Genomic DNA, 11,599 nt, shown 5'->3' with positions numbered 1-11,599 from the left:
TTGGGTTTTGGAAGATCATATCCGGGCTCAACCGCCCTTGCGGGTGAGGAAATATTAACAGGTTCGGGCCTCAGCAAGCCCCGCCAGCGCAATCTGCCCCACCCTGTTACGACAAGGCCAAACCCGCTAAAAGGCGGACCGGCCGGGCAGCCGCAGCACAGCTGCTCCGCGCGACAAAGCGGCCCGGTGGCCGACCATCGAACGGCCTCAATGTGAACCAATCAGAGTGCCCATGAAGCTGACCCGTCCCCTCGCCGCGCTCGCCATCCTCATTGCCTCGGCGCTTCCGGCCCTTGCCGCCGACGCCGTTTACCCGCCTGGCTTGCGCCTCGGCATGGTGCCGCTGATCGGGCTGAGCACGGCCAAGACCTTTCCGGGCTTCGAGAGCGAGGACGGCAACGTCAAGGTGCTGATCACCGAGCTGCCGCCGGCGGCCTATGGCGAGGTCGTGAGCGCCTTCAATTCCAATCCGGCCGGTGCGAACGGCGTCAAGCAGGACAAGATCGAAACCCCCGCGGGCCTTGCCTATTTCACCACCGAAAGCGGCAAGGCCGGCGATACCCCGGTGAGGCGCTATTCGATGATTGTGCCGGGCGCCGGCTTCTCCGGCTATGTCGCGGTGCAGATCCCGGAGAATGCGACCAAGATCTACAGCGATGAAGCGGTGCGCCAGATGTTTGCGACCGCCGTCACCCGCAAGCAGGTCTCGGCCGAAGAGCAGATCGCGCTGATGCCGTTCAAGATCACCGATCTCGCCGACTTCAAGGACATCCGTACGCTGGCGCCGGGCTCGAGCATCATCCTGGCCGACGGCGACGAGAGCACGGGCTATGAATCGAAGCCGTTCATGATCCTCGGCCTGATTGGCGCCACCCCCCAGCAGACCGACGACCGCGCCCGCTTCGCCCAGGAAGCGGCGCTCCAGATCCCCGGCGTGCGCGAGTCGCGCGTCACCATGTCCGAGCCGATCCGCATCAACGGCCAGCAGGGTTTCGAGACCCGGATCGACGGCGTCAGCGGCAAGGACAAGGTTCCGGTGACGGTGGTGCAGTGGATCCGCTTTTCAAGCGGCGGCACCTCGCTGCGCATCATCGCCAGCGCCCCGCGCGACCAATGGCCAAGCGCCTTCACCCGCTTCCGCGCCGTGCGCGACGGCATTCAGCCGAAGGGCTAGCTCCCGTACGCGGGAGCGGTGAGGATCCGCCGACCCAAGCCCAACCCCTCGCCAAGACCGACTGCATTTTCGGGCTTCTGTTCGCACACAAGCGGAACTAGGCTTGGCCTCCATTGGGTTCATTCCTGGAGGGGAGACGAACGATGCTGGATCGGCGACACATCTTGGCGGCGCTTGCGACCACGGCGCTCGCGGGCCTCGCACCAACCGCGCTGTTTGCGGCCGCGTCAATCAAGCCTGACGAAGCCTCCGCGCTGCTCGTGATCGACGTGCAGAATTGCTTCCTGCCCGGCGGCAGCCTCGCGGTGAAGGAAGGCGAGCAGGTGGTGCCCGTCATCAACAAGATCGCAAAAGCGTTTGCGAACGTGGTGATGACGCAGGACTGGCATACGCCCGGGCACATCTCGTTCGCTTCGGTGCATGCCGGCAAGAAGCCGTTCGAGACCGTCGATCTTCCCTACGGCAAGCAGGTGCTGTGGCCGGACCATTGCGTGCAGGGCACCGACGGCGCCGCGCTGTCAAAGGATCTTGCGATCCCGCACGCCGAACTGATCATCCGCAAGGGTTTTCACAAGGAGGTGGACAGCTACTCGGCCTTTGTCGAAGCCGACGGCAAGACCTCGACGGGCCTTGCCGGCTATCTCAAGGGCCGCAGGATCAAGCGGGTCTTCGTCGCCGGTCTCGCGACAGATTTCTGCGTCGCCTGGACCGCGCTCGATGCGCGCAAGGCGGGCTTTGATGTCTATGTCGTGGAGGACGCCTGCCGCGGCATCGACACGCAGGGCTCGCTGGCAAAGGCCTGGGCCGATATGGCCAAGGCCGGCGTCAAGCGGATTCAGTCTGCGGATATCGCGGTGACCGCGTAAGAATTTCGCGCGTTCATTCCGGGGCGGCCGAAGAGCCGAACCCGGAATGAGGCTCAAACTCAGTTTGCCGCGCTGTTCGGCTCGTTGGTGTTGGCCGCGGGCGCGGCCTTCGTGCCGCCTTTGGCGACACCGACCAGGGCGGGACGCAGCACGCGTTCGCCGATGGTGTAGCCGGCCTGCACGACTTGCACCACGGTGCCCGACGGCACCGACGCATCGGGGACTTCGAACATCGCCTGCTGGAAATTAGGATCGAACTTCTGGCCCTGCGGATCGAACTTCTTCACGCCGTGCTTTTCCAGCGCGTTGAGCAGCGAGCGCTCGGTGAGTTCGACGCCTTCGATCAGCGAGATCAGGCCGGGATCGGCCGCGGCCCGCGCCTCGGCCGGTACGGCATCGAGCGCGCGCTGGAGGTTGTCGGCGATGTCCAGCACGTCGCGGGCAAAGCCGGTAATGCCGTAGAGACGGGCGTCGGCGACCTCCTTGCTGGTGCGCTTGCGCAAATTCTCCATCTCGGCCAGCGTCCGCAGCATGCGGTCACGCGCCTCGGCGGCTTCCTTCTGCAACGTCTCGACCGAGCCCGGCTCGGGATCGTCGGGCATGATGTAAGGCTTCGACACCACCGGCTCGCCGGTCGGCGCGGTCGTGTCTTCGGGTTGCCGGTCTTGATCGGTCATCGGCTCTAATCTCGAACTCGTTTCCAGGGATTGTTGGCCCGGATATCGTGCCTAAGCGTACGAAAATCAAGCGCCCGTGATCGGGAACGCCGGTCAGCCCCCCAAAAGCCGACTGACGATGCGGGCGGCGTAGTCCACCGTCGGGATCACACGGGCATAATTCAACCGCGTCGGGCCGATCACGCCGAGAACGCCGACGATATGGCCGGCGGCATCCCGATAGGGCGAGATGATGGTGGAGGAGCCCGACAGCGAAAACAGCTTGTTCTCACTCCCGATGAAAATTCGCACGCCTTCCGCGGTCTCGGCCCGGCCGAGCAGGTCGATCACGCCGCGCTTGGTCTCGAGATCGTCGAACAACAGGCGCACCCGCTCGAGGTCCTCCAGCGCGTGCAGATCTTCCAGCAGATTGGCGTGACCTCGGACGATGAGCTGGCGGTCCTCGTTCTCGCCTCCGGACCAGCTCGCGATGCCGGCCGCGATCACCTTTTGCGTCAGCTGATCGAGCTCGGCCCGGGCCTTGCCGAGTGCGGTCTCAAGCTCGAGCCGCGCTTCGGCCAGCGTGCGGCCACGAATCCGTGCATTGAGGAAATTGCCGGCTTCGGTCAGCGCCGAAGAGGGAACTCCGGGCGGCAGCGTCAGCACGCGGTTTTCGACCTGGCCATCCTCGCCGACCAGGATCACCAGCGCTTTCTCCGGTTCCAGACGGACGAACTCGATGTGCTTGAGCCGTGCGTTGGATTTTGGCGTCAGCACGACCGCGGCGGCACGGGTCAGGCCCGACAGCCGCATCAAGGCCTGGTCCAGCGCCGCTTCGACCGATTGTGCCTGGCCGACCGACGAAAGCTGACTCTGGATGGATTGCCGTTCGGCCTCGGTGAGGTCGCCGACCTGCATCAGGGCGTCTACGAAGAAGCGCAGACCGAGTTCCGTCGGCAGCCGGCCGGCGGAGGTATGGGGCGCATAGATCAGGCCGAGCTGTTCCAGGTCGGCCATGACGTTGCGGACCGAGGCCGGCGACAGCGGCATCGCGATCAGGCGCGAGATATTGCGCGAGCCCACCGGCTCACCGGTCGCGAGATAGCTTTCGACAATTTGACGAAAGATGTCGCGGGAACGCTCGTTGAGCTGGGCAAGGCCTGCGCGCGGCGCGATCAGATGGATCGGATCGTGATGGGCCACGGACGGTAACTCCTCTCAGATACTCATAATTTGTCCATCCCGAACGCTTCTGACAAGCGTGGCGTTTGCGGGCCCGAAATCAGGGGTGAAAAAACCTTGCCGCCCACCCTCACCCCACCTACAAGCACCGCGAACAGCCTTTCCCGTGAGTTTTTGGAGGACTTCCCATGCGGCCAAGCCGCCGTGCGCCCGACGAATTGCGCCCCGTGACGCTGGAGCGCGGCGTGGTCAAATATGCGGAAGGCTCGTGCCTGGTGAAATTCGGCGACACTCATGTGCTGGTCACCGCCACGGTGGAAGACCGCCTGCCGCCCTGGCTGAAGGGCCAGGGCCGCGGCTGGGTCACCGCCGAATACGGCATGCTGCCGCGCGCAACCTCAGAACGCACCCGCCGCGAGGCCTCCGCCGGCAAGCAGAGCGGCCGTACCGTCGAGATCCAGCGCCTGATCGGCCGCAGCCTACGTACCATCGTCGATCTCGAAGCGCTCGGCGAGCGGCAGATCACGGTCGATTGCGACGTGCTCCAGGCCGACGGCGGCACCCGCACGGCCGCGATCACCGGCGCTTGGGTCGCACTTGCCGATTGCATCAACTGGATGAAGGCGCGCAACATGATCAAGGCCAATGTGCTGCGCGACAACGTCGCCGCGATCTCCTGCGGCATCTATAATGGCACGCCGGTGCTCGATCTCGACTATGCGGAGGATTCGGAAGCCCAAACCGACGCCAATTTCGTCATGACCGGCGATGGGCGCATCATCGAGGTGCAGGGCACCGCGGAACGCGAGCCGTTCACCGAAACCGAGTTCCTGGCGCTGATGGCGCTGGCCCGCAAGGGCGTCGCGCGTCTGGCGGACTTGCAGAAACTGGCTGTGGCGTAGTCAATAGGCCATGCACCGCCGAATCACGGACAAGCTCGTCATCGCCACCCACAATCCAGGCAAGCTCGCCGAGATGCGGGAGCTGCTTGCGCCGTACGGCATCGAGGCGGTGTCGGCTGGTGAGCTCGGCTTGGGCGAACCCGAAGAGACCGGCAACGATTTCCGCAGCAATGCCGCGATCAAGGCAATCGCGGCGGCGCAGGCGACCAAGCTTCCCGCTTTCGCCGATGATTCCGGCATCGTGGTCGATGCGCTCGACGGCGCGCCCGGCATTTTCTCCGCGCGCTGGGCCGGGCCGAACAAAGACTTCGCAGCGGCAATGGCGCAGATCGAGCGCCTGCTCCAGGAGCGCGGCGCGACCACGCCCGACAAGCGCAAGGCCCATTTCGTCTCCGCACTCTGCGTCGCCTGGCCCGACGATCATCTCGAAGAGGTCGAGGCGCGCGTCGACGGCACGCTGGTCTGGCCGCCGCGCGGCACCGCCGGCTTCGGCTACGATCCGATGTTTCTGCCCGATGGCCACAGCCGCACCTTCGGCGAGATGGAGAGCATCGAGAAGCACGGCCTGCCGCCGCTCGGCCTCGGCCTGTCGCATCGCGCCCGCGCCTTCGTGAAACTGGCGGAGATCTGCCTTGAGCCGCGCTAAGGAAGCCTTCGGCGTCTACGTGCACTGGCCGTTCTGCCTGTCGAAATGCCCCTATTGCGACTTCAACAGCCATGTCCGCCACGTCGCGATCGACGAGGCGCGCTTTGCATCCGCCTTCGCCCGCGAGATCGCAACCACGGCTGAGCGCGCACCCGGCCGGGAAGTGACCTCGATCTTCCTCGGCGGCGGCACGCCATCGCTGATGCAGCCCGCAACCGTCGGCGCGGTGCTCGATGCGATCGGCAAGCACTGGCATGTTGCAGGCGACGTCGAAGTGACGCTGGAGGCAAACCCGACCAGCGTCGAAGCCACACGCTTTGCCGGTTACCGCACCGCCGGCGTTAACCGCGTCTCGCTCGGCGTCCAGGCGCTCGACGATGCCTCCTTGAAGGCGCTCGGCCGCATGCACAGTGCGCGCGAAGCTCTCGATGCCGTCGCCATCGCGCGCCGTTCGTTCGACCGTTATTCATTCGACCTGATCTACGCTCGACCCGACCAGACGCCGGCGATGTGGGCGGACGAGCTGCGTCTCGCGATCGACGAAGCGGCCGAGCATCTGTCGCTCTATCAATTGACGATCGAGGAAGGCACGCCGTTCTTCGGCCTGCACCAGGCCGGCAAATTGAAGACGCCGGACGAAGCGGTCGCGCGCGCGCTCTACGACGCGACGCAGGAGACCTGCGACAAGCTCGGCCTGCCCGCCTACGAGATTTCAAATCACGCGCGGCGCGGCGCCGAGTGCCGGCACAATCTGGTCTATTGGCGCGGCGAGGAATATGCCGGCATCGGTCCCGGCGCGCATGGCCGCCTCGACATCGAGGGAATCAGGCACGCCACCGCCACCGAGAAGCGCCCCGAAGCCTGGCTGATGCGGGTCGAGACCAACGGCGACGGCGTCGTCACCGACGAGCTCCTCAACAGCGAGGAGCGCGCCGACGAATTTTTGCTGATGGGATTGCGGCTCGCCGAGGGAATTGATCCTGAGCGATACAAGGCTCTCTCCGGCCGCCCGCTCGACCCAAAGCGCATCGCTCTATTGCGCGAGGAAGGCGCGATCACGGTGGACGCCACGGGCCGGCTGCGCGTGACGAGCAGCGGGTTTCCGGTGCTGGATGCTGTGGTTGCGGATCTGGCGGCGTAACGCGCTACGCCCCAAAACTCTTCGGCGAGCCTGCCACCGCAACGCCGCCGCCCGTCGTCACCTTCATCACCGCAAGCCCTCGCTCATTGGTGCCGTCGGGGCGGAAGCGAAACAGGCCGTCGATGCCAGCAAAGCCTGAGGGGTTGGTCAGCACGTCGGGCGAAAAGCGCGTCGTGCCTTGCGTGCGCGCGAGTGCGGCGACGAGGGCGACCGCGTCATAGGCGAGCGTCGCGGTGCGCACCGGCTCGGCGCCGTATTTGGTGCGGTAACGGCCGGAGAAGGCGCGGAAGCCGGCCGGATCCGGCGCGGCATAGAGGCCGCCTTGCAACGCTGCGCTGGCATAGACGCGCGGATTGTCCCACAGGCCGGTGCCGAGCAGCTGGATGTTGCGCAAATTCGCACCCGCCGCAGTCATCGCATCCGCCACTGAAACCACGGCATCGCCGTCGTCGGCAATGAACAGCGCGTCCGCACTGCCGAGCTGCTGCGCCACGGTTCGCGCTGGGGTGGCGCGGTCGGCGCCGTATTTCTCGAAGGCGACGATGCGCCCACCACGCCGCGGCACTGCCGCCTTCACGGCGGCTTCGACCACATTGCCATAGGCGTTGTCGGGCACGAGCACGGCAACGGAGCGCTTTCCGATGCTGGCGGAATATTCGACGATGCGGTTGACGTCGGATTCCGGCAGGAAGCTGAGCAGATAGACGCCGCGTCCGGCGATGCTGGAATCGGTCGAGAATGCCATCACCGAGATGCCGCGCGTGCGCGCGACCTGCGCCACCGCCGGCACCGATTGTGCGAACAGTGGTCCCAGGATGATTTCGGCGCCCTCGTCGACCGCCTGCTGCGCACCAGCTTGCGCGCCTTGCGGGCTGCCATTGTCGTCCTTGATCAGGAGCTGGATGTTCGGGTTTTGGAACTCGGCCAGCGCCATCTCGGCGGCGTTGCGCATGGATTGCGCCGCGAGGCCTGCATTGCCAGCCGCCGAGAGCGGCAGGATCACGGCGACCTTGACCCCACCGGTGCCAGCGGTCGTGCCCTGTTGGGGCGGACCAGCCGGCTGCGCCGGTGGCGCGGAGCTGGAGAACTGGCTGAGACTCTGCTGCACGCCGGCGCAGGCCGACAGCAAGGGGGCGCCGAGCAACAGGCCAAGCGCGCTCCGGCGGGTTGCCCCGGGCCATCGGGGCGCCGGACCGGAAGACTTCGAACTAGACGGGCCCACCATCGCAGATTCTCTTCCGACCGGCCGTCGCCCAGCCGGTCACCACATTGCTCCACGACGCAAGCCGCGGATTCAGGCATATTGTCGGCAAACAGTTAACCAAAACAAAAGGATAATCGCCACTTAACGCGACCGCCCTCCTATCCTGGCCAACCGCTGGCCGTCACTTACGCAGCATCAAGGGAGGTTTCCGTCGCGAATATGGCGCGAGGGCCTTGCTCCCGCGCAACGTGACCCCGCATCGATCACATTCCCGTCCGTTCCTCGCCCCTCACCTCGGCCCGATCTTTTTCGAAGAGCTGGTTCCCAGCCCTGCGGATCGTGCCTAAGTTGACTTCATTATGCGCGCAAAGCCGGCCCCGATAAATACGCCTGAAGCTCAAGACGCCACCTTGCGCGGCTTCTCCATCGACGCCCATCGGCTTGCGGTGGCGAAGGCCGCGCCGGGCCTGCATCTGGTCGCGACCCCCATCGGCAATCTCGGCGACATCACCCTGCGTGCGCTTCAGACGCTCGCCGGCGTCGACGTCATCGCCTGCGAGGACACCCGCATCACGCGGCGCCTGACCGAGCGTTACGCCATCGCAGCGCAGCTCAAGCAATATCATGAGCACAACGCGGAAGCCGCGCGTCCGAAGATCCTGGAGGCGCTTGCGGCAGGCGGCTCGGTCGCGCTGGTGTCGGATGCCGGGACGCCGCTGATCTCCGATCCCGGCTTCAAGCTGGTGCGCGAGGTCTGCGCCGCCGGCCATGCGGTCTATGCGCTGCCCGGCCCCTCCTCGGTGCTGGCGGCGCTATCGGTCGCAGCGCTGCCGACCGACCGCTTTTTCTTCGAGGGCTTCTTGCCGTCGAAATCGGCGGCGCGCAGGTCGCGCCTTGTTGAGCTGGCTCGCATCGATGCGACACTGGTGATGTTCGAATCCGGCAACCGCGTGCAGGACGCGCTCGCCGATCTCGCCGAGATCATGGGGACGCGCGAAGCCGCGATCTGCCGCGAGCTGACCAAACTTCATGAGGAGATCTCGCGCGCAACATTGAGCGAGCTGGCTCGCGAGGCGGATACGCTGGAGACGCGCGGCGAGTTCGTGCTGGTGATCGCCCCACCTGCGGCCGACGCCGAGGTGCTGACGTCGGATGCGCTGGACCAGCTCCTGCGCGAGCAGCTGGCCGCGCACAGCGTCAAGGATGCCGTGGCGCATGCGGTCGCACTCTCGGGCCGCCCGCGGCGCGAGGTCTATGCCCGCGCGCTCGAGCTCGCAAAAGACCTGCGGGGCGGCGATGGCGAAGACTGAGGCCCCGGCGGAACCGAAAGTCGCCTCGCCCGAGCGCATCGCCGCGTTCCGAACCGGCATCTCCGCCGAGAGCCGCGCCGCCGCCTATCTGATGGCCAAGGGCTACCGCATCCTCGCCAAACGTTATCGCACCCCGCATGGCGAAATCGACATCGTGGCGCGCCGCCGCAATTTGATTGCCTTCGTCGAGGTCAAGGCGCGGGCGACGCTGGATGACGCCGCCTTCGCGGTGACGCCGCGCCAGCAGCAGCGCATCATCGACGCAGCGCAAAGCTGGCTCGTGGCGCATCCCGAGCATGCCGAATTCGAATTGCGATTCGACGCCATGCTGATTGCGCCGCGATCACTTCCACGCCATGTGTTGGCGGCATTCGACGCCTCGACCTGAAAGGCAGACCATGAAACTCAACGTCGCCGTCCAGATGGACCCCATCGCCCGCATCAACATCAAGGGCGATTCCACCTTTGCGCTGCTCCTGGAGGCACAGAAGCGCGGCCACGGCCTGTCCTATTACACCCCCGACAAGCTCTCGATGGTCGGCGACGAGATCGTCGCTCCGGTTCAGCTCCTCACCGTGCGCGACGAGCCGGGTGACCATTTCACGCTCGGCGAGCCCAGGCGCGAAGCGCTCAACGGCTTTGACGTGGTGCTGCTCCGCCAGGACCCGCCGTTCGATCTCGCCTACATCACCTCGACGCATTTTTTGGAGCGCATCCATCCGAAGACGCTGGTGGTCAACGATCCCGCCTCGGTACGGAACGCGCCGGAAAAGCTGTTCGTGATGAACTTTCCGCAGCTGATGCCGCCGACCCTGATCTCGCGCGAATTAGATGAGATCAACGCCTTTCGCGACAAGCACGGCGCCGTCGTGATGAAGCCGCTGCACGGCCATGGCGGCGCCGCGGTGTTCCGCGTGATGCCGCAGGACATGAATTTCGGCTCGCTGTTCGACATGTTCTCGGTGACGTTCAAAGAGCCCTGGGTGATCCAGCAGTTCATTCCCGAGGTGAAGCACGGCGACAAGCGCATCATCCTCGTCAACGGCGAGTTCGCCGGCGCCGTAAACCGCGTGCCGGCCGCGGACGACCTCCGCTCCAACATGGTACGCGGCGGCGCGGCGCAGGAGACCGAGCTCACCCCGCGCGAGCGCGAGATCTGCGCCGCCGTCGGCCCGGCGCTGCGCGAGCGCGGCCTCCTGTTCGTCGGCATCGACGTCATCAACGGCAATCTCACCGAGATCAACGTCACCTCGCCGACCGGCATCCGCGCCATCGCGCGGCTCGGCGGGCCCGACGTGGCGGCGAAGATCTGGGACGCGATCGAGCAGAAGCGGGCGAAGTAAGGGCGCTGTGGAAATTTAGAGAACGCGCAATCTCTCCCAGCTCGTCCCGGCGAAGGACGGACGACATCCTTTGGTGTTGTACGCGGCCCATCTCGTTGGCCCGCCGCTGCACGCCCCCACATCACTAACCACCCGTTCACCATGACGCCGCGCCTGTCATGCGAACGAATAGGCTGGCTTGCGTAAATCTACGGGGCCGTTGGCCGGTTGAATAACGCCGCGTTCACCATCAGCCGAAAACCACCACCGTCACTGGCCATCACATCCGGCCTCGCAACACCCCTTATACTTTTCCTCCCTACTCATCGACACGGGGGACCCGCCACGTGCGGTTCGAGTGCCCCGCGTATGAGTAGAAGCGTATGAATACCGCACGCCTTGTCGTTCTCGTCATCGCGCTCGCCGCCGGGGGCGTCGCTGCGTATCTGGCGAGCGGCTATCAGAATGGGCCCGCGCCCGTTCTGCCCGTCACCGAGAAACTGCCGACCGTCGAGGTTCTCGTCGCGAAAACCGACATCGGGCTCGGCCAGGCCGTGAAGCCCGAGGACCTGCAATGGCAGGTCTGGCCGGCGGCGACGGCAAGCAACGCGTTCATTCGCCGCGACAGCAGACCCGAGGCGCAGACCCAGATCGCCGGCTCGATCGCGCGCGTGCCGTTGATGCAGGGCGAGCCGATCCGCGAGCAGAAGCTGGTCAGGGCCGAAGGCTCCGGCTTCATGGCTGCGATCCTGCCCTCCGGCATGCGGGCTGTATCCACCGAAATTTCAGCCGAGACCGGCGCCGGCGGCTTCATCCTGCCGAACGACCGCGTCGACATCGTGCTGACCCGCCGCCTGAAGAATCCCGATACCAACGGATCGACCGGCGGCAACGACCTCATCGTGTCGGAGGTCATCCTGACCAACATCCGCGTGCTCGCGATCGACCAGGCGCCGAAGGAAAAGGACGGCCAGACCGCCGTGATCGGCAAGACCGTCACGCTCGAGCTCAAGCCCGACCAGGTCGCCACGCTGTCGGCTGCGCGCCAGGGCGGCACGCTCCAGCTCGCGCTGCGGAGCATCGTCGATGCCAACGCAGTCGACGGCTCGCCCGAGGACCAGGCGGTCAAGCGTCCCGGTGGCGTGAACGTAATTCGTTATGGCGTGCAGGCGCGCCAACTGACGTCACAGAAGTGA

General features: G+C 65.7%; 12 protein-coding genes. 9 read left to right on the top strand and 3 right to left on the bottom strand.

What is annotated here, in order from left to right; translation table 11 throughout:
* The first annotated feature begins 232 nt into the window (after positions 1–232).
* Positions 233–1,174 (top strand): hypothetical protein, encoded by a 942-nt coding sequence (locus tag IVA78_RS26235; RefSeq protein WP_247276572.1) that lies wholly within the window; start codon positions 233–235, stop codon positions 1,172–1,174.
* 143 nt (positions 1,175–1,317) lie between these two features.
* On the top strand, positions 1,318–2,040 hold the full coding sequence (gene pncA, locus IVA78_RS26230) for a bifunctional nicotinamidase/pyrazinamidase (protein WP_247468573.1): 723 nt from the start codon (positions 1,318–1,320) through the stop codon (positions 2,038–2,040).
* Positions 2,041–2,099: 59 nt separating this feature from the next.
* Here pncA and grpE read toward each other — a convergent pair whose 3' ends face one another.
* Together grpE and hrcA are read right to left on the bottom strand one after the other, a co-directional pair.
* A complete protein-coding gene (gene grpE / locus IVA78_RS26225; RefSeq protein ID WP_247468570.1) occupies positions 2,100–2,717 on the bottom strand; it encodes a nucleotide exchange factor GrpE in 618 nt (205 codons plus the stop codon).
* A gap of 93 nt (positions 2,718–2,810) precedes the next feature.
* Positions 2,811–3,899 (bottom strand): heat-inducible transcriptional repressor HrcA, encoded by a 1,089-nt coding sequence (gene hrcA / locus IVA78_RS26220; RefSeq protein ID WP_247468567.1) that lies wholly within the window; start codon positions 3,897–3,899, stop codon positions 2,811–2,813.
* Positions 3,900–4,066: 167 nt separating this feature from the next.
* Between hrcA and rph the strand changes: the two genes are divergently transcribed.
* Genes rph through hemW form a run of 3 tightly spaced genes read left to right on the top strand, consistent with a single transcriptional unit; the run spans position 4,067 to position 6,567 of the window.
* Positions 4,067–4,780 carry a ribonuclease PH gene (rph, locus tag IVA78_RS26215; protein WP_247468564.1) on the top strand — a complete coding sequence of 238 codons (714 nt, stop codon included), beginning with the start codon at positions 4,067–4,069 and terminating at the stop codon, positions 4,778–4,780.
* A gap of 10 nt (positions 4,781–4,790) precedes the next feature.
* Positions 4,791–5,426: an RdgB/HAM1 family non-canonical purine NTP pyrophosphatase gene (gene rdgB / locus IVA78_RS26210; RefSeq protein ID WP_247468562.1), complete on the top strand. Its 636-nt coding sequence runs from the start codon at positions 4,791–4,793 to the stop codon at positions 5,424–5,426.
* Positions 5,413–6,567 (top strand): radical SAM family heme chaperone HemW, encoded by a 1,155-nt coding sequence (hemW, locus tag IVA78_RS26205; protein WP_247468559.1) that lies wholly within the window; start codon positions 5,413–5,415, stop codon positions 6,565–6,567. The genes rdgB and hemW overlap by 14 nt, the downstream gene beginning before the upstream one ends.
* Before the next feature lie 4 nt (positions 6,568–6,571).
* Here hemW and IVA78_RS26200 read toward each other — a convergent pair whose 3' ends face one another.
* On the bottom strand, positions 6,572–7,792 hold the full coding sequence (locus tag IVA78_RS26200; RefSeq protein ID WP_247276579.1) for a penicillin-binding protein activator: 1,221 nt from the start codon (positions 7,790–7,792) through the stop codon (positions 6,572–6,574).
* Between the two features lie 338 nt (positions 7,793–8,130).
* Between IVA78_RS26200 and rsmI the strand changes: the two genes are divergently transcribed.
* The 4 genes from rsmI to cpaB all read left to right on the top strand — a co-directional run bounded on the left by rsmI (position 8,131) and on the right by cpaB (position 11,599).
* Positions 8,131–9,081 (top strand): 16S rRNA (cytidine(1402)-2'-O)-methyltransferase, encoded by a 951-nt coding sequence (rsmI, locus tag IVA78_RS26195; RefSeq protein ID WP_247468556.1) that lies wholly within the window; start codon positions 8,131–8,133, stop codon positions 9,079–9,081.
* Positions 9,068–9,469 carry a YraN family protein gene (locus IVA78_RS26190; protein WP_247468553.1) on the top strand — a complete coding sequence of 134 codons (402 nt, stop codon included), beginning with the start codon at positions 9,068–9,070 and terminating at the stop codon, positions 9,467–9,469. The genes rsmI and IVA78_RS26190 overlap by 14 nt, the downstream gene beginning before the upstream one ends.
* A 10-nt stretch (positions 9,470–9,479) precedes the next feature.
* Entirely contained in the window at positions 9,480–10,424 is a 945-nt protein-coding gene (gshB, locus tag IVA78_RS26185) for a glutathione synthase (protein WP_247468551.1), read from the top strand.
* A 362-nt stretch (positions 10,425–10,786) separates the two neighbouring features.
* A complete protein-coding gene (cpaB, locus tag IVA78_RS26180) occupies positions 10,787–11,599 on the top strand; it encodes a Flp pilus assembly protein CpaB (protein WP_247468550.1) in 813 nt (270 codons plus the stop codon).

Source organism: Bradyrhizobium sp. 137 (assembly GCF_023074095.1).
GTDB lineage: Bacteria > Pseudomonadota > Alphaproteobacteria > Rhizobiales > Xanthobacteraceae > Bradyrhizobium.
This window is presented reverse-complemented; position numbering and strand designations above follow the sequence as displayed.

What these genes read in the sequence shown, in the direction of transcription:
- IVA78_RS26235 (WP_247276572.1), top strand. Translation starts at nt 233, where the DNA reads ATGAAGCTGACCCGTCCCCTCGCCGCGCTCGCCATCCTCATTGCCTCG.
- pncA (WP_247468573.1), top strand. Translation starts at nt 1,318, where the DNA reads ATGCTGGATCGGCGACACATCTTGGCGGCGCTTGCGACCACGGCGCTC.
- grpE (WP_247468570.1), bottom strand. Translation starts at nt 2,717, where the DNA reads ATGACCGATCAAGACCGGCAACCCGAAGACACGACCGCGCCGACCGGC.
- rph (WP_247468564.1), top strand. Translation starts at nt 4,067, where the DNA reads ATGCGGCCAAGCCGCCGTGCGCCCGACGAATTGCGCCCCGTGACGCTG.
- rdgB (WP_247468562.1), top strand. Translation starts at nt 4,791, where the DNA reads ATGCACCGCCGAATCACGGACAAGCTCGTCATCGCCACCCACAATCCA.
- IVA78_RS26200 (WP_247276579.1), bottom strand. Translation starts at nt 7,792, where the DNA reads ATGGTGGGCCCGTCTAGTTCGAAGTCTTCCGGTCCGGCGCCCCGATGG.
- rsmI (WP_247468556.1), top strand. Translation starts at nt 8,131, where the DNA reads ATGCGCGCAAAGCCGGCCCCGATAAATACGCCTGAAGCTCAAGACGCC.
- IVA78_RS26190 (WP_247468553.1), top strand. Translation starts at nt 9,068, where the DNA reads ATGGCGAAGACTGAGGCCCCGGCGGAACCGAAAGTCGCCTCGCCCGAG.
- gshB (WP_247468551.1), top strand. Translation starts at nt 9,480, where the DNA reads ATGAAACTCAACGTCGCCGTCCAGATGGACCCCATCGCCCGCATCAAC.
- cpaB (WP_247468550.1), top strand. Translation starts at nt 10,787, where the DNA reads ATGAATACCGCACGCCTTGTCGTTCTCGTCATCGCGCTCGCCGCCGGG.